Source organism: Mycolicibacterium wolinskyi, assembly GCF_002101965.1.
In the GTDB taxonomy this organism is placed as follows: Bacteria; Actinomycetota; Actinomycetes; order Mycobacteriales; family Mycobacteriaceae; genus Mycobacterium; species Mycobacterium wolinskyi.
Map to the genome: position 1 here is coordinate 210,979 of NZ_LQQA01000023.1, position 20,187 is coordinate 231,165.

Genomic DNA, 20,187 nt, shown 5'->3' on the forward strand with positions numbered 1-20,187 from the left:
AGCATCCACCCTTTCCCCGCGGTATGGCTCTGCTGGTGGCGGGCGCGTTGTTCATGGAGATCCTCGACGCCACGATCATCACGCCGGCCATCCCGCTGATCGCGTCGTCGTTCGGTGTCGATGCCGTCGACGTCAACGTCGCGATCTCGGCGTATCTGGTCACCGTGGCGGTCCTCATCCCGGCCAGCGGCTGGATGGCCGACCGCTTCGGCATCCGTCGCGTATTCATCGCCGCCATAGCGGTTTTCACGGTCGCGTCGGTGGGATGCGCCCTCTCGGCGTCGTTGCCCATGCTTGTCGGCATGCGGGTGTTGCAGGGCGTCGGTGGGGCGATGATGGTGCCCGTCGGCCGGCTCGCGGTCCTGCGCTACAGCGACAAGTCCGACCTGGTGCGGGCCATCGCGTTGCTGACGTGGCCGGCCTTGGCCGCGCCGATACTCGCACCGGTGCTCGGCGGGGCAATCGCGACGCTCGGCAGCTGGCGGTGGATCTTCGCGGTCAACATTCCGATCGGGCTGATCGGATTCCTTCTGGCGCTGCGGCTCATTCGCGGCGAGCCGGCCGCCGCACCGCGATCCCTGGACTGGCCCGGGCTCCTGGCACTCGGTTCCGGGATTGCTGCCGCGCTGATCGCACTGGAGAACGTCCGGATGTCCGGCACCGATTGGCTGCTGGTCGGCCTATGCGGGGTGGGCGCTGTGGTGCTGTTGTCGGCAGCCGTCTGGCGGCTGCTGCGGGCAGAGAACCCGCTCGTGCAATTGCGTGTACTCAAAGTCCGCACGCTGAGGATCACCGTGCAGGCGGGGTCGCTGTACCGGATGGTGATCACCGCCGTGCCGTTCCTGCTGCCGCTGCAATTCCAGCTGGAGTTCGGCTGGACGCCGTTTGTCGCGGGCCTCATGGTGGCCGCACTGTTCGCGGGCAACCTCACCATCAAGCCGCTGACCACCCCGCTGATGCGGCGGATCGGAATTCGCAACGTCCTGCTGATCAATGGCATCGCGTCGGTCGGCTGTTTCGGCCTGCTGGCCCTACTGCAGCCAGGCATGCCCGTCGCCGTCATGGCCGTCGTCCTCTATGTGAGCGGCGCACTGCGGTCCATCGGCTTCACGGCTTACAACAGCCTGGCGTTCTCCGACGTCGACGGGGATCAACTGACCCACGCCAACACACTCAACGCGTCCGTGCAGGAACTCGCGGCCGGCCTCGGCATCGCCATCGCCGCGCTGTTGCTCAGCCAGCTGACCTCATATTCAGCGACGTTTCTCGTCCTCGGCGCCTTCCTCGCGTTCACCCTCATCGAAACCCTGTGGCTCCCACGCAATGCCGGCGCGCATGTGAGCGGGCACCGCTGACGCAGTCCGTTGCTTGGGGCTGGGCTTTGGGCTTTGGGCGCCGCGCCGGGCCGCGCTGGCTCGTGATTGTCACGCTGGCGTGGCTCTCGACGCCGACGGTCACTCTGGCGTGACAGTGGGGGTGGATGGCCACGTGTTGAGCCCGTGATTGTCACGCTGGCGTGGCTGTGGGGGCCGGCGGTCACTCTGGCGTGACAGTGGGGGTGGATGGCCGTGGGTTGAGCTCGTGATTGTCACGCTGGCGTGGCTCTCGAAGCCCGCAGTCACTCTGGCGTGACAGAGGGGTGGATGGCCGTGGGTCGGGCTCGCGATTGTCACGCTGGCGTGGCTCTCGAAGCCCGCAGTCACTCTGGCGTGACAGTGGAGATGGATGGCCACGTGTTGAGCTCGCGATTGTCACGCTGGCGTGGCGGTGGGGGCCGGCGGTCACTCTGGCGTGACAAACGCGGGCTGGCATCACAAACGCGGCCCACGCGATTGCACTGCTCACACACCGAACGTTGACACTGCCGCTCCAGGCCGGTTACATTCCAGGTCATGCTTGCAATTCTGGCCATTTCTACCAACTTAATGGGGAAGCAATGACCACGGCAGAGCCGATCGAGACACAACCCGGCACGTACGAGCTGAGCCATCTGCGCTCGCTGGAAGCCGAGGCCATCCACATCATCCGCGAGGTCGCGGCCGAGTTCGAGCGGCCGGTGCTGCTGTTCTCGGGCGGCAAGGACTCGATCGTCATGCTGCATCTGGCGATCAAGGCGTTCGCGCCGGCTCGGCTGCCGTTCCCGGTCATGCACGTCGACACGGGACACAACTTCGACGAGGTGATCGAGACCCGTGACCGCCTGGTGGCCGAGAACGGCGTGCGCCTGGTCGTCGCGTCGGTGCAGGACGACATCGACGCGGGCCGGGTCGTCGACAACGGCCCCTCGCGCAACCCGCTGCAGACGGTGACGCTGCTGCGTGGGATCCGCGAGAACAGGTTCGACGCCGCATTCGGCGGTGCGCGCCGCGACGAGGAGAAGGCGCGGGCCAAGGAGCGGGTGTTCAGCTTCCGCGACGAGTTCGGGCAATGGGACCCCAAGGCGCAGCGCCCCGAACTGTGGAACATCTACAACGGCAGGCACCGCAAGGGTGAGCACATCCGCGTGTTCCCGCTGTCGAACTGGACCGAGTACGACATCTGGGCCTACATCGGCGCCGAGAACATCACGCTGCCCGCAATCTATTACGCTCACACCCGCCCGGTGTTCCAGCGCGACGGGATGCTGCTCGCGGTGCACCCGTTCATGCAGCCCCGTGACGGGGAAGACGTCTTCGAGACGAGCGTGCGGTTCCGCACCGTCGGCGACGTCACGTGCACCGGATGCGTGGAATCGACCGCGGCGACGGTCGAGGACATCATCGCCGAGACCGCCGTCTCGCGTCTGACCGAACGCGGCGCCACGCGCGCCGATGACCGCATCTCCGAGGCCGGGATGGAAGACCGCAAGCGCGAGGGATATTTCTGATATGGCGACACTGCTCAGGATCGCGACCGCCGGTTCGGTCGACGACGGCAAGTCCACGCTGATCGGCCGGCTGCTCTATGACTCGAAGGCCGTCATGGAGGATCAGCTCGCCGCCGTCGAGCGCACCTCCAAGGAACGCGGTAACGACTACACCGACCTCGCACTGGTGACCGACGGTCTGCGCTCTGAGCGCGAGCAGGGCATCACGATCGACGTCGCCTACCGCTATTTCGCCACGGCCAAGCGGAAATTCATCATCGCCGACACCCCCGGCCACATCCAGTACACACGCAACATGGTGACCGGAACGTCGACCGCGCACCTGGCGATCGTGCTCGTCGACGCACGGCACGGGCTGCTCGAACAGTCCCGCCGCCACGCCTTCCTGGCGTCGCTGCTGGGTGTGCAGCACATCGTGCTGGCCGTCAACAAGATGGACCTGATCGACTGGAATCAGGAGAAGTTCAACGACATTCGCGACGAGTTCCATGCGTTCGCGGCCCGGCTGGACATCCACGACGTCACCACCATCCCGATGTCGGCGCTCAACGGCGACAACGTGGTGACGAAGTCGGACAAGGCGCCGTGGTACGACGGGCCCGCGCTGCTGAGCCATCTCGAGGACGTCTACATCGCCGGCGACCGCAACCTGGTCGACGTGCGGTTCCCGGTGCAGTACGTGATCCGTCCGCAGACCGTCGACCATGCCGACCACCGCAGCTATGCGGGCACCGTGGCCAGCGGCGTGATGCGCGTCGGCGACGAGATCGTCGTGCTGCCAAGCGGAAAGTCCAGCACGATCACCGCGATCGACGCACCGACCGGTCCGGTCACCGAGGCGTTCCCGCCGATGGCGGTGTCGGTCAGTCTGGCCGACGACATCGACATCTCCCGCGGCGACGTGCTCGCGCGGGTCAACAACCAGCCGCACGTGTCGACCGAGTTCGACGCGACCGTGTGCTGGATGGCCGACGGGTCGGCACTGGAGCCGGGGCGCGAGTACCTGGTCAAGCACACCACGCGGACGACGCGGGCCCGGGTCGCCTCACTGGATTACCGCCTCGACGTCAACACGCTGCACCGGGACAAGTCCGCGACGGCGCTCAAGCTCAACGAGCTCGGCCGCATCACGCTGCGCAGCCAGCAGCCGCTGATGCTCGACGAGTACTCCCGCAACGCCGCTACGGGGGCGTTCATCCTGATCGATCCCGACACCAACGGGACGGTCGCCGCGGGCATGGTGCGCGACACCACGCCCGTCGCGAACCGGGCCGCGAGCCCCAACACGGTTCGCCACCAGTCGCTCGTGTGTGCCGACGACCGGCTCTCCAAGGGACGCACCATCTGGTTCACCGGCCTGTCGGGTTCGGGCAAGTCGTCGGTGGCGATGCGCGTCGAGCAGAAGCTGCTCGAACGTGGTTGCCCGGCATACGTTCTCGACGGGGACAACCTCCGCCACGGGCTCAATGCCGACCTCGGTTTCTCGATGGCCGACCGGGCCGAGAACCTGCGCCGGCTGGCGCACATCGCCACGCTCATGGCCGATTCCGGTTTGACCGTGCTGGTTCCCGCGATCAGCCCACTGACCGAGCACCGCGAGCTCGCCCGTGCCGTGCACGCCAATCAGGGCTTCGAGTTCTTCGAGGTGTTCTGCGACACCCCGCTGGAGGACTGCGAGCGGCGTGACCCCAAGGGGCTGTACAAGAAGGCCCGTGCCGGTGAGATCACGCACTTCACCGGGATCGACAGCCCGTACCAGCGGCCGAAGAGCCCCGACCTGCGGCTGGTTCCCGATCGCGACGTCGACGAACTCGCCGACCAGGTCATCGAGATGTTGGACAGCCGCCGGTGAACGACCACGAACTGGCTGCCCGCCTGGCGACGCGCGCCGGCGATCTGCTGCTCGACGTCCGCGCCGACTTCGCCGACGCGTCCGCCGAGGAGCGAAAAGCCGCGGGGGACAAGCAGTCCCACGATTTCCTGATGGAAGAGCTCGCGGCGAAGCGTCCCGGCGATGCGGTGCTGTCCGAGGAAGGTGTCGACGATCCGGTCCGCCTCACCTCCGAGCGGGTCTGGATCGTCGACCCGCTCGATGGCACGCGGGAGTTCTCCGAACTCGGCCGCGACGACTGGGCTGTGCACGTCGCGCTGTGGGAGAACGGTGAACTGGTGGCGGGCGCCGTGGCCCTGCCCGCGCAGAACACCACGCTCTCCACACCCGAGGTCGCTGCGCCGCGCGCGTTCGACGGCCCGCCGCGGATCGTGGTGTCACGGACCCGGCCACCGGCGATCGCACTCGCGGTGCGCGATGCGCTCGGCGGCACACTGGTCGAAATGGGCTCAGCTGGTGCGAAAGTCGCGGCGGTGATCCGCGGCGTCGCCGATGTGTACGTGCACGCCGGCGGTCAGTACGAGTGGGATTCGGCCGCACCGGTCGCGGTGGCGCGGGCAGCGGGCCTGCACACCTCGCGCATCGACGGGTCGCGCCTGGTCTACAACTCGGCCGACCCGCTGTTGCCCGACCTGGTGGTGTGCCGGCCCGAGCTCGCCGAGCGGGTGCTCGCCGTAACCGGCTAGGTCGTTACCGAGAACAACGAAATGGCCGGTTAGCCAACGGGTACGCTGGCTTGATGACTCGTCCAACGCTGCGCGAACTCGCCAGTCTGCCGGCCGCGCCGGCTCGGCTCGCCGACTCCACGCTGGTCCTCATCGACTGCCAGAACACCTACACCCAGGGCACGATGGAACTCGAAGGCGTGCAGGCCGCACTGGTCGAGGCCGCGCAACTGCTGGACCGGGCTCGCACGGCGGGCATCCCGGTCATCCACATCCAGCACTCCGACGGGCCGGGCTCGCTCTACGACATCGACGGCGAGAGCGGTGCGATCGTCGCGTCGGTGGCACCCCGCGAGGGTGAGCCGGTTGTGGTCAAGAACTTCCCGAATTCCTTTGTGCAGACCGATCTTCAACAGCGGCTGCAAGAGGTCAACGCCTCGAATCTGGTGCTTGCGGGCTTCATGACGCACATGTGCGTCAACTCGACCGCGCGTGGTGCGTTCAACCTCGGTTACGCGCCCACCGTCGTGGCCGCCGCCACCGCCACCCGTACGCTCGCAGGCCCGGACGGGGAGCCCGTGCCTGCCTCCGCGCTGCAGGCGGCGAGCCTGGCGGCGTTGTCGGATTTGTTCGCGGTCGTCGTCCCGCAGACGGTCGACATCCCCGACTAACTCGTCCAGCTCGCGTTGAGCGCAGCGATCCGGTCGATGTTGTCCTCAGCCCAGGCGCGAAGCCGGCCCAGCGGCTCGGCGACGTCGCGGCCCAGTTCGGTCAGCGCATACTCGACGCGGGGCGGCACTTCGGCATAGACGGTGCGCTGCAGCAGTGACGCGGCCTCCAGCCGGCGCAGGGTCTGAGTCAGCATCTTCGGCCCGACGCCGGGGAGCGCGGTGTGCAGTTCGGTGAACCGGGCCGGCCCCTGCTCCAGCAGCCCGATTGTCAACGCGGACCACTTGTTGGCCAGCAGATCCAGCAGTGCGCGGCACGGGCAGGCCTCGGCGTACACGTTGTGCTCGTCGTGCCGACCGGTCGGGCAGGTCGTGGCCACAGCTGGTTCTCCTCACTCCGTCTAGCTGCAAGTATTCCCTTGAGGGCAGTAGGCGTCCTTGCAGGGAACCGCGGGTGCGCGATTAGCATCCGTCGGCGTCAGCAATGCCAACAGATGAGGAGTGGCCACTATGCCCGATATGGCCGCGATCGGTTCCTACTCCGCCTTGCCGATCGACGATCCGGAAGCCCTGAAGGATGTCTCGGTTCCGGTGCCCGAGCTCCGCTCGCATGACGTGCTCGTGCGGGTGGCGGCCGTCTCGGTCAACCCCGTCGACGTCAAACGCCGACGCAGCCTGTCGCCCAGCACCGATCCGGTGATCCTGGGTTTTGACGCGGCGGGAACCGTCGAGGCGGTCGGGTCGGAGGTGACAACGCTTTCTGTGGGCGACGAAGTCTGGTACGCCGGGGATGTCACGCGGCCAGGTACGAACGCCGAATTTCACGCGGTCGACGAGCATATCGTCGCGCGGAAGCCGAAAACGTTGTCGTTCACGGATTCTGCCGCACTACCGTTGACCACCATCACGGCTTGGGAGACGTTGTTCGAGCGGTTTGCCCTCACGGCGGAGTCACGGGGTGACCTGTTGGTGCTCGGCGGGGCCGGTGGGGTGGGATCGGTGTTGATACAGCTGGCCAAGGCGCTCACCGGGGTTCGCGTGATCGCGACGGCCAGCCGCACCGAATCCCGAGACTGGGCGCTGCGTATGGGTGCCGACGAGGTGATCGACCATCGCGACCTGCGCGCCCAGGCGCTGCAGGTGGCACCGGACGGAATCGACTACCTGTTCTCGCCGCACTCGGCAGGCAACATCAGCATCTACGCCGACATCATGCGGCCGTTCGGGCATATCACAGCCATCGACGAGCCGGAGGGTCTCGATCTCGTCGAACTGAAGGCCAAAAGCATTGCCTGGCATTGGGAACTGATGTTCACCCGCCCGATGACGGGTTACGACATGATCGCCCAGCAACGAATGCTCGGCGCGGCCGCCGATCTGGTCGACGCGGGGACGCTGCGCAGCACGTTGACCAACGCGATCGAAACCTTCGACGCGGCCGGGCTTCGGGAAGCGCACGGTCAGGTGGAGTCCGGGCGCATGGTGGGCAAAGTGGTGGTGACGCGCGGGCAATAAACCGGTGGGCGGCCGGCAGACCCGCCTGGCAGAATCACGCCATGCGGAGCGATTCATGACGCAGCCATCCACGCGCATCACCCGGCTCGACGAGAAGCAGAGCACATCGCGAAGCCAACTGGACGAGCTGCTCGACAGCACCCCACTGGCGACCATCGCACTCGTGCGCGATGATCACCCGGTCGTGTTCCCGACCGGATTCGCCCGCGTCGGAGACGAATTGGTGATCCACGGGTCCACCGGCTCGCCATGGCTGCGCGCACTCGCGGACGGCGTGCCCGCCGCGGTGTCGGTGACCGCGCTCGACGGTGTCGTGGTGGCGCGCAGCAGCTTCGAGTCGTCGTTTCACTACCGCAGTGCCGTCTTGTTCGGCTCGTTCGAGCGCATCCCCGACGCCGACAAGGTCGGATACCTCGAAACCCTCACCGATTCCTTCATCCCCGGGCGCGTCGCCGAGTTACGGGCCAGCACCCGCAAGGAGTTGGCCGCCACGATGGCGATGCGCCTGCCGATCGGCGGCGACAACTGGTCGCTCAAGGTCAGCGACGGATGGCCGGAAGATCCTGACGAGGACATCGCCGCGGGCGCGTGGGCCGGTGTGGTGCCGTTGACGGTGCAGTACGGAGCACCTCGGGTTGCGCCGGACGTCGCGGCGGGGACCCCGGTACCGGCGTCGGTGCGAGCCATGACGGGGCCCCTGCGGAACACGCCGTCGCGGTAGCCCTGGGCTGCCCGCGTGGCGCGGCTGGCAGAATCGGGCCTATGCGGATGTCGGCGAAGGCGGAGTATGCCGTCCGAGCCATGGTCCAGCTGGCTGCCGTCGGCGACGGCGATCTGGTGAAAACCGATGATCTGGCCAAGGCCCAGGGCATACCGTCGCAGTTCCTCGTCGATATCCTCTCCGACTTGCGCACCGATCGGCTGGTTCGCAGCCACCGGGGTCGCGACGGGGGATATGAGCTGGCTCGTGCTGCGGAGGAGATCAGCATCGCCGATGTGCTGCGCTGCATCGACGGTCCGCTGGCCAGCGTGCGTGACATCGGCCTGGGGGACCTGCCGTATTCGGGCCCGACCGCGGCACTGACCGATGTTTGGCGGGCACTGCGGGCCAGCATGCGTTCAGTGCTTGAGGAAACCAGCCTGGCCGACGTGGCATGCGGCAAGTTGCCGTCGCACGTGGCGAAATTGGCGGGTGCATACCTCAGTCAGGAAGAGCAGCGCGGGCACGGTTAGCCCGCTCGCTCAGCCGCCGTACGGCCGGGTGATGATCTCCAGGTAGTGGCCCGAGGGATCCTGGAAGTACACCCCGCGCCCGCCGTCGTTGTGGTTGATCTCGCCCGGCCGCGTACCGCGGGGATCGGCCCAGTGCTGCAGACCCCAGTCGCGGACCCTGCCGTAGATCGCGTCGAACTCGTCTTCGGACACCAGGAATGCGTAGTGCTGCGGGCGGATCTCGTCGTCGGGGGAGGCTTGTGCGTAGTCGAGGGTGACGCCGTGGTTGAGCGTCACGGCGAGAAACGGGCCGAATTCGCGCGGGCTGGGCAGCCCGAACAATTCGGTGAAGAAGACCGCTGACTCCTGCCGATCCTTGGCGGCGACGATGGTGTGGTTGAAGGTGATTGCCATATGTAGCCAGTAAACCCTTGGCTCGTCGCGGTCGGCAAGGTGCAGGATGAGGGCCATGCCGACCGTCGAAACTCTGACCGGTCCACGGCTGAGGCTGCGGGCACCGGTCGTCGATGACGCCGAAGCTCTGTTCGCCCGCATCGCCTCCGACCCCGAGGTGACCCGCTATCTGTCGTGGCGCCCGCACCCCGATGTCGCGGAGACCAGTCGGGTCATCACGTCGCTGTTCAACGTCGGTGCGGAACGGACGTGGCTGATCGAGGTCGGTGGCGAGGTCGTCGGCCTGTGCGGCAGTCGACGCGTGCAGCCGTACGCGGTCGAACTGGGCTACTGCCTGGCCCGGTCGTACTGGCGTCAGGGTTTGATGACGGAGGCGGTGTCGATGGTGCTCGACGAGGAGAGGCGCGACCCGTCGGTGTACCGGGTGTCGGCCTACTGTCATGTCGACAATGCGGGCTCGGCGGGTGTGCTGCGGCGGTGCGGTTTGTCACTGGAAGGAAGGCTCGCGCGCTACGCAGTGTTTCCCAATATCAGCGAGGAGCCCCAGGATGTGCTCCTGTTCGGAAAGGCGGTGCGGTGATGAGTGGATTCGACCTGCGGGGCATGGCGCGGCCGGTGATCGTGGCACCGATGGCCGGCGGGCCGTCGACGCCCGAACTCGCCGCGGCGGGCAGCAACGCGGGCGGGCTCGGGTTCATCGCGGCGGGCTACCTCACTGCTGACGCACTCGCCGATCGGATCTCGGCGGCCCGCGGTCTGACGTCCGAGCCGTTGGGCGTGAATCTGTTTGCGCCCCAGCCCAGTGCGGGCACACCCGACGGGATCGAGGCCTACGCGCGCGCATTGGCCGGTGAGTCGGACCGCTACGGTGTCGCGCTCGGCGAGCCGCGCTACGACGACGACGCATGGTCGGCGAAGCTCGAGGTGGTCGGCGATCTGCGGCCCGAGGTGGTGTCGTTCACGTTCGGCTTGCCGACGGCCGAGGAGATTTCGCGGCTGCGCGCCGCCGGGATCACCACGGTGGGCACCGTGACGACGCCGGACGAGGCGCGGCTGGCGGTGGATCGTGGCGTCGACGCCCTCGCCGTCCAGGGGCCCGCGGCGGGCGGTCATCGCGGCACGTTCGACCCGGCCGCTCCACCTGCGACGCAGCCGCTGGATCAGCTACTTGCCGAGGTGCTGGCGGCCGTGGACGTCCCGGTCGCGGCGGCCGGCGGGCTGGTGACGGCCGCCGATGTCGCGGGCGTAGTGGCCGCCGGTGCGGTGGCGGCGCAACTCGGCACCGCGTTCCTGCTGGCCGACGAGGCGGGCAGCAGCCCCGTGCACCGCGCCGCGCTGCAGAGTGCCGAGTTCACCGAAACCGTTGTGACGAGAGCCTTTTCCGGACGCTATGCGCGCGGCTTGCGCAACCGGTTCGTCATCGAGCACGAGGAACAGGCGCCGTTCGGCTATCCCGAGATCCACTATTTGACGAGCCCGGTGCGCAAGGCGTCCGTGGCCGCAGGCGACCCGCAGGCCACCAACGTCTGGGCGGGTACCGGGTGGCGCAACATTCGCACGGGTTCGGTCAAGGACATCATCGGCGCGCTCACCTGAGTTCATCCCAGCTGCCCCCGCCGCGACATCCGCGACGGCGGCAGCCCGAACTCCGATGTGAACGCCGCCGTGAACGCGGCAGGTGTCGCATAACCGAGCCGGCCCGCCACATCGGTCACCGAGGCGCTGCGCAGCATCGGTACGGCGGCCAGCAGCCGCGCGCGGCGGCGCCAGATCGCGGGGCTGGTGCCGGTCTCGGCCCGGAAGCGCCGATTGAACGCGCGCTCACTGAGATTCAGCCGGGCGGCCCACTGCGCGTTGCCGATCCGCACATCCGGTGAGCCCAGATACTCCCGGCACAGTAAGGCCAGATCCGGTGCCGCGGGCAGCGCCACATGCAGGGCCAGCGGTGCCAGGGCGGCGATCTCGTGCAACAACAGACTGGTGACGGCGCCTTCGCGACCCGCCGGGTCGTAGTCCACGTCGAAATCCACTGCGACGAGGAGCAGCTCGCGAAGCAACGGCGTCACCTGCACCACGGTGCACCGGCTGGGCCACCACGGCACCGCCGCGGGTTCGATGTAAAGGCTTCTGGTGCTCACGTCTTGTGTGCGCATCAAGTGCCGTACGCCGGGCGGTATGAGAACAGCGAGATCGGTGGGCACGGTCCAGGTGCCGTCACGTGTCTCGACCACCATCACCCCGGTGGCGCTGTAGAGGAACTGGGCGCGACGGTGGGAATGCCAGTCGAGGACGAACCCGTCCGGATAGTCCGTGCCGACCGGTAGTACCGCGCGGTCAGCCGCGTCGTAGTCATCGGCCGGCACATTGCGCATGTCACGACTCTATGGCCGAAAGTCGAAAAGATCATTCCCACCTTCGATTGTCGGCCCCTCGTGCATCCGGTGGACTCGAGTGGTGGGTTTCTGGATCCTGGTCGTGGTCGGCGCTCTGTCCGGCGTGACCACCGTGCTGTTCGGATTCGGCGGCGGCTTCGTCACGGTTCCCGTGATCGTCTGGGCCGATTCCGAACTCGGAGACGACGCGATGCGCACCGCGGTCGCAACGTCGGCGGTCGTCGTATTCGTCGGCGCGGCCATCGCCACGGCGTCCACCCGCCGAGAGATCCTGGCCGGTCTGCGCGGCGGGAGCGGCCTGGTGGCATTACTTGCGGTGGGCGGGCTGGTCGGTGGCGTCGCCGCCCGATTCGTGCCCGCCGTGGTGGCCCAGTGGGGTTTCGTGGCCTACCTCGCCCTGACTCTCGCCGACGCCGTTGTTCGCCCCGGCTTCGTTCGGCCTGCGACCGCGCGGGCCGAACCCCGGACTGTCAGTGCGCGCTACGGGCTTCCGGTCGGCGCTGTCGCAGCCTTTCTCGGCGTCGGGGGAAGCGTTCTCACCGTGCCGTTGCTGCGGAGGGCCGGTCGGTCGATGGAATCGGCTACGGCGCTGGCCAATCCGCTCACGCTCGCGATCACCGCCCCTGCGGTGGTGCCACTGGCCGCATCCGTCGACATCACGTCCGCGGCGGCGCTACTGCTCGGCGCCACGCCCGTCATCGTCATCCTGCGACGGACGAGAATCGGGATGCCCGACGCCGTCCACGCTCGGGTCTACCTTGGCCTGATCGCCGCGGTGACCCTCGCGATGGCAGCGGCGGCGCTGAGCTGACCTAGCCGCGATCGAGTCCGACCTCCTCCACCACGACCTCGCCGTTGTCGGAGCGCGCGGTGATCTCACCAACAGCGTTGTCGGGATTGGTGGTTTCGGGCACCCGCACCCTGGTGGAGGATCCCGACTGGGCGCGCACGAGGTACGGCCCGGGTTCTGGCAGGCCGATCACGACGGTGCCGTCGCGGCTGATCGCATTGACCGTGCGCGGGGCGGCATCGCGGAAATCGACGGTGATGTCCGCATCGGATGTGGTCGCGCTGAACTCCTCGGTGACCGCGATGGGATCGCGGGAGACGATCTCACCATTGACGGTGTGGGCTTCGATACGCCGGGCCGCGCCGCTGAGGATTATCGCGCCGTCGGTGGTGCGCGCGATGAGCTGATCGACATCGGCCTGTGCGAACACCGCGCCGATCTCCTGTTCGGTGCGCACGGTGAGCCTGCGCGCCTGCTCGGGCGGCAGCGAGATGACGATCTCACCGCCGCGGGCCCATTCCAGCATGGGAGAGGGGTTGCCGGAGATGCTGATTCGGGCTTCGCCACCGGTGGTGCTCACCGCGAGCCGGTGCTCGCCGCTGCGCGTGGTGTTGACCAGACGCAGATCGGCCTTGGCTTCGCGGGTTTCGCGGTCGGCCGTGATGCGGATCGCGACGGGCACCTGGGCGGTGTCGATGACCAGCGTGCGCATGGTGGCAGGCAGGGCCTGGTGATCGGTGACGACACGAAGGGCGCTGACGCCCCACGCCGCGACGCCGAGCCCGGCCAGTGTTGCGACGACCACCAGCGCGGCCGCTGCGATCAGAAACAGCCGGAACGCGGTGCGCCCACCCGGGGTGAGTTGAGGCGGCGGGGCGACCGGCGGCGGGGTGGTGATGGTGGTCATGATGGAAATCCTTCCGGGAATAAAGATTTCGGCTACGTCTCGAGGTAACGCAGGACCGCCAGGACGCGGCGGTTCTCGCTCTCGTCGGGGGCGAGATCCAATTTGGTGAAGATCGATGCGATGTGTTTCTCGGCCGAACCGACCGAGATGTGCAGGGCGGTGGCAATCGCCGAGTTGGTCTTGCCCTCGGCCATCAACTGCAGAACGTCTTGCTCGCGCGGGGTCAGCTGATCCAGTGCGCTGCGTCGGTGGGAACGAACCAAGATCTGTGACACCACCTCGGGATCGAGCACGGTTCCGCCGCCGCCCACCACCTCGACCGCGTCGAGAAAGGCAGGCACATCCGCGACCCGATCCTTCAGGAGATAACCGAATCCCTTGGTGTCCGAAGCGATCAGATCGGCTGCGTAGCGTTCTTCCACGTAGTGGGAGAGCACCAGGACCGGCGATTCGGGGTTCTGGCTGCGCAGCAGGGCTGCGGCCCGGATGCCCTCGTCGGTGAACGTCGGCGGCATCCGGACGTCGAGGATGGCCAGGTCGGGCCGGTGCTCGTTGACGAGCCGCAGCAGGTTGGTGGCGTCGGGAACACCGGCGACCACCTCATGGCCGGCGTCGGCGAGGATGCGCTCGATACCCGCCCGCAACAGGGCGGAATCCTCGGCGATTACGACGCGCATGGCAGCACCGCCGTGACGATCGTCGGCCCGGTCACCGGACTCGTCACCCCGAACGATCCACCGGCGGCCCGGACCCGTTCGTCCAAACCGCGCAGGCCGGTTGCGTTCTCGCCGGCTTCGATCACCGCGCCGCCCCTACCGTCGTCGAACACCGACACGTGCAGCACGTTGGCGGCATCGTCGAGCCGAACGGTCACCACCGCCTGGGTGGCCTCGGCGTGCTTGGCGATGTTGGTCAGCGCCTCGGCCACCACGAAGTAGGCGACCGATTCCACCTCGTCGGGCAGCCTGCGCGGCAGATCGACATGCAATGTCGTTGGCACTCCCGAGGTTTCGGCGCGCTGCACCACCGAGGACAACGCCGCGTCCAGACCGCGGTCGGCCAGGATGGTGGGGGCGATGCCGCGCACCACATTTCGCAGCTCGACCAGTGCGCTCTTGGCGTCGTCGTGAGCCTCGGCGATCAGCGATTTCGCGGCGGGCAGATCCGTGTCCAGCTTGGTCTGTGCCAGCCCGATCGTCATCGCCAGGGACACGAGGCGCGGCTGCACGCTGTCGTGCAGATCGCGTTCGATGCGGTGGCGTTCGGTTTGAGCCGAGGACACGGCACCTTGCCGTGCGTCGGCGAGTGCACTGACCTGATATTGGAGTGCCGCGGTGGGAGAGGGGGACAGCAGCCACCGGTCGATTGCGGCATCGAGGGCGGGCGCGAAGACCAGGATGGCCGCGGCAGCCGCGACGGCGACGATCGCCAACAGCCAGGCAATCGGCGGTGAGACGAACATCAGACCGGCATCGCCGTCACTCTGGCGGATCGCGGTGGCCGCGGCCGGCCCCACGAACGCGAACAACAGCAACCCGAATGCGATACCGGCGGCCAGCATGTCGTAGAGCATCCGCAGATAGTGGTGGGCGACGCCCTTCCAGAATCGTGCACTGCTGATGTCGAGCCACTGTTGATGCGCCCAGCGCTGCAAGCCCGTGTAGTGCGACAGCCGGCGCGGCGGAATTCCGATCTCCAAGCCGAAAACCGCCTCACTGCGGGACCGCTCGACCCACTCGACACCCCGCATCAGGTAGATGAAGACGATTGCGGCGAGCACGAATCCGATCACCGAGGGGATCGATGACAGCCCGATGATCAAGATGGACAACGGGATCCAGAACCACACCAGGGCCAGGGCGGCTCCTGTGATCAGCGAGGCCGTCGGTACGACGCCGATGTTGCGGGGCTTCGCCAGGGGCTCGGCAGGGGCGGGAGCGGCCGGTGGGCCGGTTTCGCTGATTGCGACCATGCCTTCAACCTACGAAGTCGGCGCGCCCGGCGACACAGCGTTTTCCCGCGAACCTGGTGGGGGATAACCACCCCCCGATGAGTTTCCCCGTCGTCGCCGGTCTACCCACCGTCAGCTTCACCACGCCCTAGGAGTTCGCCATGACCGTTCTGACCGCACCGCGAGCCGACGACGAGGTCGGGGTAGGCAAGTCGTCGAGCCGTCGAATCGGAATCGGGATCAGCGTGCTGGTCGGCGCGTTTCTCGTGTTCGACGCCGTCGGCAAACTCACCCTGCCTCAGCAGGTCGAAGCCGGTACGGCATCGCTCGGCTTCCCGGTCGAACAGGCGCTCGTGATGGGCATCGTCCTGGCGGTCTGTGTCATCGTCTACGCGGTCCCGCGCACCGCGGTGCTCGGGGCCTTGGGCCTCACGGCCTACCTCGGTGGCGCCGTCACCGCGAACATGCGCGTCGAAGCTCCGCTGTTCAGCCATACCCTGTTCGCGGTGTACCTCGGCACCCTGATGTGGATCGGGCTGCTGCTGCGTCGCCCCGAACTGCTCAAAGTGTTCGGGTTGCGGCGCTGAATCTCATTTCGGCGCCGTCGGCTCAAGCGCGATGTTGTCGGGGTCGCGGAACTCGAGGATGCAGGACGGCCCGATGTCCTTGACCGGTCCGTGTGCGACGCCGAGATCGTCGAGATGGCGTGCCGCGTCGTTGAGTTCCGCGACGCTCGGCACCCGGAAGGCCAAGTGGTCCAAGCCCGTTCGGTCCTCATCGAAGCGATCGTCGGCGACCGGTCGAAGCCCGATCAACGTGCCTCCGAGGTCATAGATCACGCCACCGAACAGAAAGCCCAACCGCTCCCGGATGGTCGCGTTCGCGTTCTCCGGAAGCTCGAGCAGGACCGGCCAGCCGAACACGCTTTCGTAGAACTGCCGCGACCGTTCGATGTCGGTGACCGTGAGCCGGACGTGCGCGATGGAGGACGTTGCAATCGCCATCCGTTCATGCTGCCACCGTGCCCCACAAACGCATCAGTGGTGACCCGCACGGGCGGATCACCACTGATGAGGGGAAAGGTCGCGCTACTCCGGTGCGTCGGCGGCCTCAGGGCTTTCGTCGCCAGGGGTCCAGCCGTCCCTGAGCTTGTCGGGGAACTCTCTCCAGTTCTTCTCGAGTTCGCCGGGGAAGCTCTTCCAGCTGTTTTCGAGTTTAGTGGGATAGTTCTGCCAGTCTTCTCTGAGCTGGCTGGGGAACTGCTCCCAAGCGTTGGCCTGAATCTGGACCGCGCAAGTCCAAGCTTCGGTCGAGGTCGGGGTGTGGTCCTTTTCGTTGATGTCCTTGATCACTTTTGAGCAGTCGGGTGCCGCGGAAGCCGGTGCGGCGAACGCGATGGCACCCCCGAGTGCCCCGGCGGCCAATGCGCCCACGATGAGTTTGTTCATGGTCTGTGTCCCTCGGCTGAAAAGCTGACTTGAGTGGACTGTATACCTAAACGCGCCAGTTTGCTGAAGTTTTTACTACGCGTCTTTTCCGGTCGTGCGCCGACAAACCCTCCATGCGGACAGCGGCACGCACCAGTCGGCTCCAAAGTTCGATTTGACCTGGGGAAATGCGACCGTTGACCTGGTCGCGGCCTGCCGCGACGACCGTACGGATGTCCGGGCGGTGCCATCCGACGGTTAACTTTTGCCACACGTCGCCTGCCGCAGCCCGTGCCAGAATCACTTCGTGCGGGTTGGGATGACGATGCCGGTGATGGAACCACAATTGGATGCCGCGACTTTGCGAGCCTGGGCGCACGTCATCGATGGAGGTCCGTTTTCCTCGCTGTGCTGGGGTGAGCGGATCGCGTTCGACAACCCCGACAGCCTCACCCTGCTCGGAGCGTTGGCGGCCTGGACCGATCGGGTCCGGTTGGTGACGACGGTCGTGGTGCCCCAGCTGCACGACCCCGTCATGCTGGCCAAGGGCCTCGCCACGGGCGATCTGCTCAGCGGCGGCCGGTTGACGGTCGGCATCGGAATCGGCGGCCGCGAAGAGGACTACCGGGCCGTCGGAGCCGACCCCGCCACGCAGACCCGACAGGGACTGGCCGAGCGGGTCGCGGTGATGAAGCGCGTGTGGGCAGGTGAGAAGGTCACCGATTCGACGCTGCCGGTGGGCCCACCGCCCGTGCAGACCGGCGGACCGCCGCTGCAGATCGGAACCATCGGACCCAAGACCGTGCGGGATGCGGCCGGGTGGGCGGACGGCGTGGCAGGGACGACCCTGGACCTGGATTTGGACAAGCAGGCCGAGTTGTTCGATATCGCACGAGCGGCGTGGGCCGAGGCCGGCAAACCGAAGCCGCACCTGGCCACGTCGTTCTGGTTCGCGCTCGGTGCACCCGACGAGGCGCGCGCGCAGGTGCACCGCCATCTGCGTCGGTACTTGAACTGGATTCCCGCCGAGTACGTCGACGCCATGGCTCCCACCACCGGCTGGGCCGGCAGCGAGGACGAACTGGTCGAGGTGCTGGGCAAGTTCGAGGACATCGGCACCGACGAGGTGCATCTCATCCCCACGAGCGCCAACATCGACCAGTTGCGCCGCGTCGCCGACGTCGTGAAGATCTTCGCCTGACGGTGGGGCGATGGCAGGCTGAAAGCATGGCTGCCACCCCGCTTCCGCCGATCGTCTCCCGCACCGAGTGGGAGGAGCAACGCGCGAAACTTCTTGTCCGCGAGAAGGAACTGACGCGCATGAAGGATGCGGTCAGCGCGGCGCGACGGCGCCTGCCGATGGTCGAGATCACCGAGAACTACGTGTTCGACACCGAGAGCGGACCGCTGTCGCTGCTCGATCTGTTCGACGGGCGGCGGCAGTTGATCGTGCAGCACTTCATGTTCGGGCCCGACTGGGACCAAGGCTGCGACGGCTGCTCGATGATGGCCGACCACATCGGACCGCTGTCACACCTGCACGCCAAGGACACGTCGTTCGTGCTGGTGTCGCGGGCACCGATGGGCAAGCTGCTGGCGTTTCGCGACCGTATGGGATGGGTGCTGCCGTGGGTGTCCTCCGGAGCGACGACCTTCAACGAAGATTTCCACGTCACGGTCGACGGTGAGGAACGTCACGCCATCAGCGTGTTCCTGCGTGACGGCGCACGCGTGTTTCACACCTGGTCGACCTACAACCGGGGCGAGGAACCGTTCATGGTGGTGTTCGACCTGCTCGACCTCACGCCGTACGGGCGACAGGAGACCTGGGAGGACTCGCCGAAGGGCTGGCCACAGCGACCGCCCTACGAATGGATGCGGCTTCACGACTCCTACTGACCTGGCTGTTTAACGCTCGCGAGGAGTAGAACGATAGATAGACAGAGGCCGCAATTCGGCTGATGAGGAGTTAGAGATGAATTTCGTGAAGAAGATCGCCACGACAGCCGCCACCGTCGGTGCGCTCGGCTTCGCCGCCGTCGGGATCGGTGCAGGTCAGGCCAATGCCGATGAGCCATGGTGGTGGGAGCCCGTGCCGCCGCCAGGACACTTCGTGCCGTCCCCGGGCCACATCAGCCACCTGCCGTTCGTCCCGCCGCCAGGGCATTGGGACAAGCCCGGCAAGTGGTTCAAGTAGGGCCGGCGTCAACCGGGTGACTTGCTTGCCTTCTTCAGCGCCTGGAATTTCATGACGATCTCGTCGCTGATGCGGAAGGCATCGTTTTCCTGCGGTAGGTCATAGTAGGCCGCCTCGGCGGCCTTGAAGCGTTCGACGGCTGCCTCGTACCTGCGCTGGTTCTCCGGCGTGGGGTTGGCATCCTTCGCCGCCTCTGCGGCTTCGAATGCCTTTGCCGCAGCGTTCAATTCGGCATAGACCTGGTGGGTCTTGGGGGAGTCTGCGCCGTTCTGTGAGTCGTACCAGCCCTCGGCGATCGCCGCTTCCATCGTGCCCGGCTTGAGTTGGTTTTCCGGCTTGAGGGCTTCTTTGATGATGTCCTTCTTGGTGCTGGTCTGCCAATAGATCTGGCCTTCGGTCAGCCCGCGGCCGGCGAGCATCGCCGCGATGCGGAACGCCTGTTCGGCGTGCCGGGCTTCGTGATAGAGGGTCGAAGTGAGTGCGGTGGTGTGACGATCGCGCTCAGCCGGCTCGGTGGGCAGTTCTTTGAAGGCCGACGCCCTGATGAAGATCGTCCACGTGGTGCTGTCGAACTCGTTGCCCTCACCCGTGGTCAGCTCGACGTCGGGTACTCCGACTTCACCGAGATGTTTGTTGATCTCAGCCTTCAACGCCAGTCGCCGCGCTTCGGGGGTCTTGAGTTCGTCCCACTTGTCCAGAATCGTTTTCATCTCTCCGACGTAGACGGTGATCCGGGCGCTGACCCCGAGACCGCCCTGGAACATGCGCGGCAAGGTGCGGGGACCGGCCATGCCGTCGACCTTGAGGTGCGGCTCGAATTCGCTGCCTTTCGTGCGCTGCCATTCGGCGACTGCCTGCACGTCGGCGGCATCCATCTCATCCTTCGGCGGGGTGCCGACCGCGACTTGGATCTGGTTGATGACCTCCTTGGTGTAGCGCTTGGGTTTCTGTTTGTAGTAGAAAATCGCGCCGGTGACCTGCTGCGGATCGAGAACGCCCTCGACTTCGATCACCGGTTGACGCTGCACGTGCAGCAGGTCCGCGGTGGCGCGATTGCCGGCCAGGCGCTGCAGCCCGAGTATTCCGCCGGACATTTTGACATCGACGCCGATGGCCCCGGCGCGACGTGATGTGTTGGCGCAGCGTCGCGTATCGCGCGGCAACCGTTCGAACATGCGATCTCGCCCCCTCATGCGAGACGGATACGCCGAACCTACGAAGTGCGCGGGACGAAAGCAATGGACAAAAGGGCAGATTCGCGACGGACGCCCTCCGATGTCCTTGCGTAGAA

The 20,187-nt window shown here is 66.8% G+C and carries 24 protein-coding genes; 15 read left to right on the top strand and 9 right to left on the bottom strand.

All coding sequences use genetic code 11. The annotated features are described in order from the left end of the window. Nucleotides 1-23 precede the first annotated feature (23 nt). From AWC31_RS20900 to AWC31_RS20920, 5 genes are all read left to right on the top strand, one after another. Nucleotides 24-1,355 (top strand): MFS transporter, encoded by a 1,332-nt coding sequence (locus AWC31_RS20900; RefSeq protein WP_165766014.1) that lies wholly within the window; start codon nucleotides 24-26, stop codon nucleotides 1,353-1,355. A 581-nt stretch (nucleotides 1,356-1,936) separates the two neighbouring features. After that, nucleotides 1,937-2,866, top strand: a complete 930-nt coding sequence (gene cysD, locus AWC31_RS20905) for a sulfate adenylyltransferase subunit CysD (RefSeq protein WP_085145910.1) — start codon at nucleotides 1,937-1,939, stop codon at nucleotides 2,864-2,866. A 1-nt stretch (nucleotide 2,867) separates the two neighbouring features. Continuing rightward, nucleotides 2,868-4,718, top strand: coding sequence for a sulfate adenylyltransferase subunit CysN (cysN, locus tag AWC31_RS20910; RefSeq protein ID WP_207626396.1), 1,851 nt, complete (start codon nucleotides 2,868-2,870; stop codon nucleotides 4,716-4,718). After that, the gene (locus tag AWC31_RS20915; RefSeq protein WP_085145911.1) at nucleotides 4,715-5,443 is read left to right on the top strand and encodes a 3'(2'),5'-bisphosphate nucleotidase CysQ; all 729 of its coding nucleotides are present in this window, start codon (nucleotides 4,715-4,717) and stop codon (nucleotides 5,441-5,443) included. The genes cysN and AWC31_RS20915 overlap by 4 nt, the downstream gene beginning before the upstream one ends. Before the next feature lie 53 nt (nucleotides 5,444-5,496). After that, nucleotides 5,497-6,093, top strand: coding sequence for a cysteine hydrolase family protein (locus tag AWC31_RS20920; protein ID WP_085145912.1), 597 nt, complete (start codon nucleotides 5,497-5,499; stop codon nucleotides 6,091-6,093). Here the strand turns inward: AWC31_RS20920 and AWC31_RS20925 are convergent. Beyond that, complete coding sequence (locus AWC31_RS20925; RefSeq protein WP_085145913.1) at nucleotides 6,090-6,470, bottom strand: winged helix-turn-helix transcriptional regulator; 381 nt, start codon at nucleotides 6,468-6,470, stop codon at nucleotides 6,090-6,092. The two genes, AWC31_RS20920 and AWC31_RS20925, sit on opposite strands and share 4 nt — an antisense overlap. Nucleotides 6,471-6,600: 130 nt before the next feature. On the opposite strand from AWC31_RS20925, the gene AWC31_RS20930 reads away from it, so the two are divergent. The 3 genes from AWC31_RS20930 to AWC31_RS20940 are packed head-to-tail and all read left to right on the top strand — an operon-like array spanning nucleotide 6,601 to nucleotide 8,838. Then, on the top strand, nucleotides 6,601-7,605 hold the full coding sequence (locus AWC31_RS20930) for a zinc-binding alcohol dehydrogenase family protein (RefSeq protein WP_085145914.1): 1,005 nt from the start codon (nucleotides 6,601-6,603) through the stop codon (nucleotides 7,603-7,605). A 55-nt stretch (nucleotides 7,606-7,660) separates the two neighbouring features. After that, complete coding sequence (locus AWC31_RS20935) at nucleotides 7,661-8,326, top strand: pyridoxamine 5'-phosphate oxidase family protein (protein WP_085145970.1); 666 nt, start codon at nucleotides 7,661-7,663, stop codon at nucleotides 8,324-8,326. Nucleotides 8,327-8,367: 41 nt separating this feature from the next. After that, nucleotides 8,368-8,838 carry an Rrf2 family transcriptional regulator gene (locus AWC31_RS20940; RefSeq protein WP_067858774.1) on the top strand — a complete coding sequence of 157 codons (471 nt, stop codon included), beginning with the start codon at nucleotides 8,368-8,370 and terminating at the stop codon, nucleotides 8,836-8,838. A gap of 9 nt (nucleotides 8,839-8,847) precedes the next feature. On the opposite strand, the gene AWC31_RS20945 is transcribed toward AWC31_RS20940, so the two are convergent. Further along, on the bottom strand, nucleotides 8,848-9,231 hold the full coding sequence (locus tag AWC31_RS20945; RefSeq protein ID WP_085145971.1) for a VOC family protein: 384 nt from the start codon (nucleotides 9,229-9,231) through the stop codon (nucleotides 8,848-8,850). Between the two features lie 55 nt (nucleotides 9,232-9,286). Between AWC31_RS20945 and AWC31_RS20950 the strand changes: the two genes are divergently transcribed. Further along, nucleotides 9,287-9,811 carry a GNAT family N-acetyltransferase gene (locus tag AWC31_RS20950; protein ID WP_085145915.1) on the top strand — a complete coding sequence of 175 codons (525 nt, stop codon included), beginning with the start codon at nucleotides 9,287-9,289 and terminating at the stop codon, nucleotides 9,809-9,811. Continuing rightward, the gene (locus AWC31_RS20955; protein WP_085145916.1) at nucleotides 9,811-10,827 is read left to right on the top strand and encodes a nitronate monooxygenase; all 1,017 of its coding nucleotides are present in this window, start codon (nucleotides 9,811-9,813) and stop codon (nucleotides 10,825-10,827) included. The genes AWC31_RS20950 and AWC31_RS20955 overlap by 1 nt, the downstream gene beginning before the upstream one ends. A 2-nt stretch (nucleotides 10,828-10,829) precedes the next feature. Here the strand turns inward: AWC31_RS20955 and AWC31_RS20960 are convergent, their stop codons facing one another. Then, the gene (locus AWC31_RS20960) at nucleotides 10,830-11,603 is read right to left on the bottom strand and encodes an AraC family transcriptional regulator (protein WP_085145917.1); all 774 of its coding nucleotides are present in this window, start codon (nucleotides 11,601-11,603) and stop codon (nucleotides 10,830-10,832) included. 82 nt (nucleotides 11,604-11,685) lie between these two features. On the opposite strand from AWC31_RS20960, the gene AWC31_RS20965 reads away from it, so the two are divergent. Continuing rightward, on the top strand, nucleotides 11,686-12,435 hold the full coding sequence (locus AWC31_RS20965) for a sulfite exporter TauE/SafE family protein (protein WP_165766012.1): 750 nt from the start codon (nucleotides 11,686-11,688) through the stop codon (nucleotides 12,433-12,435). A gap of 1 nt (nucleotide 12,436) precedes the next feature. On the opposite strand, the gene AWC31_RS20970 is transcribed toward AWC31_RS20965, so the two are convergent. From AWC31_RS20970 to AWC31_RS20980, 3 genes are read right to left on the bottom strand one after another with little or no spacing between them, the layout of a single operon-like run. Continuing rightward, nucleotides 12,437-13,321, bottom strand: coding sequence for a DUF4097 family beta strand repeat-containing protein (locus AWC31_RS20970; protein ID WP_067858758.1), 885 nt, complete (start codon nucleotides 13,319-13,321; stop codon nucleotides 12,437-12,439). Nucleotides 13,322-13,353: 32 nt separating this feature from the next. Continuing rightward, on the bottom strand, nucleotides 13,354-13,998 hold the full coding sequence (locus tag AWC31_RS20975) for a response regulator transcription factor (protein ID WP_067858756.1): 645 nt from the start codon (nucleotides 13,996-13,998) through the stop codon (nucleotides 13,354-13,356). Further along, complete coding sequence (locus AWC31_RS20980) at nucleotides 13,986-15,293, bottom strand: sensor histidine kinase (protein ID WP_085145919.1); 1,308 nt, start codon at nucleotides 15,291-15,293, stop codon at nucleotides 13,986-13,988. Before AWC31_RS20980 ends, AWC31_RS20975 begins: the two co-directional genes overlap by 13 nt. A 140-nt stretch (nucleotides 15,294-15,433) precedes the next feature. On the opposite strand from AWC31_RS20980, the gene AWC31_RS20985 reads away from it, so the two are divergent. Beyond that, nucleotides 15,434-15,859 (top strand): DoxX family protein, encoded by a 426-nt coding sequence (locus tag AWC31_RS20985; protein WP_085145920.1) that lies wholly within the window; start codon nucleotides 15,434-15,436, stop codon nucleotides 15,857-15,859. 3 nt (nucleotides 15,860-15,862) lie between these two features. On the opposite strand, the gene AWC31_RS20990 is transcribed toward AWC31_RS20985, so the two are convergent. Together AWC31_RS20990 and AWC31_RS20995 are read right to left on the bottom strand one after the other, a co-directional pair. Further along, a complete protein-coding gene (locus AWC31_RS20990) occupies nucleotides 15,863-16,276 on the bottom strand; it encodes a VOC family protein (protein WP_085145921.1) in 414 nt (137 codons plus the stop codon). Between the two features lie 84 nt (nucleotides 16,277-16,360). Further along, nucleotides 16,361-16,720 (bottom strand): hypothetical protein, encoded by a 360-nt coding sequence (locus tag AWC31_RS20995; protein WP_085145922.1) that lies wholly within the window; start codon nucleotides 16,718-16,720, stop codon nucleotides 16,361-16,363. Nucleotides 16,721-17,018: 298 nt separating this feature from the next. Between AWC31_RS20995 and AWC31_RS21000 the strand changes: the two genes are divergently transcribed. The 3 genes from AWC31_RS21000 to AWC31_RS21010 all read left to right on the top strand — a co-directional run bounded on the left by AWC31_RS21000 (nucleotide 17,019) and on the right by AWC31_RS21010 (nucleotide 18,896). Then, on the top strand, nucleotides 17,019-17,900 hold the full coding sequence (locus tag AWC31_RS21000) for an LLM class flavin-dependent oxidoreductase (RefSeq protein WP_085145923.1): 882 nt from the start codon (nucleotides 17,019-17,021) through the stop codon (nucleotides 17,898-17,900). Between the two features lie 26 nt (nucleotides 17,901-17,926). Then, nucleotides 17,927-18,598, top strand: coding sequence for a DUF899 domain-containing protein (locus tag AWC31_RS21005; protein WP_085145924.1), 672 nt, complete (start codon nucleotides 17,927-17,929; stop codon nucleotides 18,596-18,598). 76 nt (nucleotides 18,599-18,674) lie between these two features. Beyond that, nucleotides 18,675-18,896 carry a hypothetical protein gene (locus tag AWC31_RS21010; protein WP_067858739.1) on the top strand — a complete coding sequence of 74 codons (222 nt, stop codon included), beginning with the start codon at nucleotides 18,675-18,677 and terminating at the stop codon, nucleotides 18,894-18,896. Between the two features lie 8 nt (nucleotides 18,897-18,904). Here the strand turns inward: AWC31_RS21010 and AWC31_RS21015 are convergent, their stop codons facing one another. Next, nucleotides 18,905-20,089, bottom strand: a complete 1,185-nt coding sequence (locus tag AWC31_RS21015; RefSeq protein WP_165766013.1) for a hypothetical protein — start codon at nucleotides 20,087-20,089, stop codon at nucleotides 18,905-18,907. Nucleotides 20,090-20,187 lie beyond the last annotated feature (98 nt).

Bases quoted from the DNA above. Each gene is read 5' to 3' on its own strand.
- AWC31_RS20970 (WP_067858758.1), bottom strand. From the start codon at position 13,321: ATGACCACCATCACCACCCCGCCGCCGGTCGCCCCGCCGCCTCAACTC.
- AWC31_RS20935 (WP_085145970.1), top strand. From the start codon at position 7,661: ATGACGCAGCCATCCACGCGCATCACCCGGCTCGACGAGAAGCAGAGC.
- AWC31_RS21010 (WP_067858739.1), top strand. From the start codon at position 18,675: ATGAATTTCGTGAAGAAGATCGCCACGACAGCCGCCACCGTCGGTGCG.
- AWC31_RS20945 (WP_085145971.1), bottom strand. From the start codon at position 9,231: ATGGCAATCACCTTCAACCACACCATCGTCGCCGCCAAGGATCGGCAG.
- cysD (WP_085145910.1), top strand. From the start codon at position 1,937: ATGACCACGGCAGAGCCGATCGAGACACAACCCGGCACGTACGAGCTG.
- AWC31_RS20955 (WP_085145916.1), top strand. From the start codon at position 9,811: ATGAGTGGATTCGACCTGCGGGGCATGGCGCGGCCGGTGATCGTGGCA.
- AWC31_RS20995 (WP_085145922.1), bottom strand. From the start codon at position 16,720: ATGAACAAACTCATCGTGGGCGCATTGGCCGCCGGGGCACTCGGGGGT.
- AWC31_RS21000 (WP_085145923.1), top strand. From the start codon at position 17,019: ATGACGATGCCGGTGATGGAACCACAATTGGATGCCGCGACTTTGCGA.
- AWC31_RS20980 (WP_085145919.1), bottom strand. From the start codon at position 15,293: ATGGTCGCAATCAGCGAAACCGGCCCACCGGCCGCTCCCGCCCCTGCC.
- AWC31_RS20990 (WP_085145921.1), bottom strand. From the start codon at position 16,276: ATGGCGATTGCAACGTCCTCCATCGCGCACGTCCGGCTCACGGTCACC.
- AWC31_RS20985 (WP_085145920.1), top strand. From the start codon at position 15,434: ATGACCGTTCTGACCGCACCGCGAGCCGACGACGAGGTCGGGGTAGGC.
- AWC31_RS21005 (WP_085145924.1), top strand. From the start codon at position 17,927: ATGGCTGCCACCCCGCTTCCGCCGATCGTCTCCCGCACCGAGTGGGAG.
- AWC31_RS20930 (WP_085145914.1), top strand. From the start codon at position 6,601: ATGCCCGATATGGCCGCGATCGGTTCCTACTCCGCCTTGCCGATCGAC.
- AWC31_RS20940 (WP_067858774.1), top strand. From the start codon at position 8,368: ATGCGGATGTCGGCGAAGGCGGAGTATGCCGTCCGAGCCATGGTCCAG.
- AWC31_RS20960 (WP_085145917.1), bottom strand. From the start codon at position 11,603: ATGCGCAATGTGCCGGCCGATGACTACGACGCGGCTGACCGCGCGGTA.
- cysN (WP_207626396.1), top strand. From the start codon at position 2,868: ATGGCGACACTGCTCAGGATCGCGACCGCCGGTTCGGTCGACGACGGC.
- AWC31_RS20900 (WP_165766014.1), top strand. From the start codon at position 24: ATGGCTCTGCTGGTGGCGGGCGCGTTGTTCATGGAGATCCTCGACGCC.
- AWC31_RS20950 (WP_085145915.1), top strand. From the start codon at position 9,287: ATGCCGACCGTCGAAACTCTGACCGGTCCACGGCTGAGGCTGCGGGCA.
- AWC31_RS20975 (WP_067858756.1), bottom strand. From the start codon at position 13,998: ATGCGCGTCGTAATCGCCGAGGATTCCGCCCTGTTGCGGGCGGGTATC.
- AWC31_RS20920 (WP_085145912.1), top strand. From the start codon at position 5,497: ATGACTCGTCCAACGCTGCGCGAACTCGCCAGTCTGCCGGCCGCGCCG.
- AWC31_RS21015 (WP_165766013.1), bottom strand. From the start codon at position 20,089: ATGAGGGGGCGAGATCGCATGTTCGAACGGTTGCCGCGCGATACGCGA.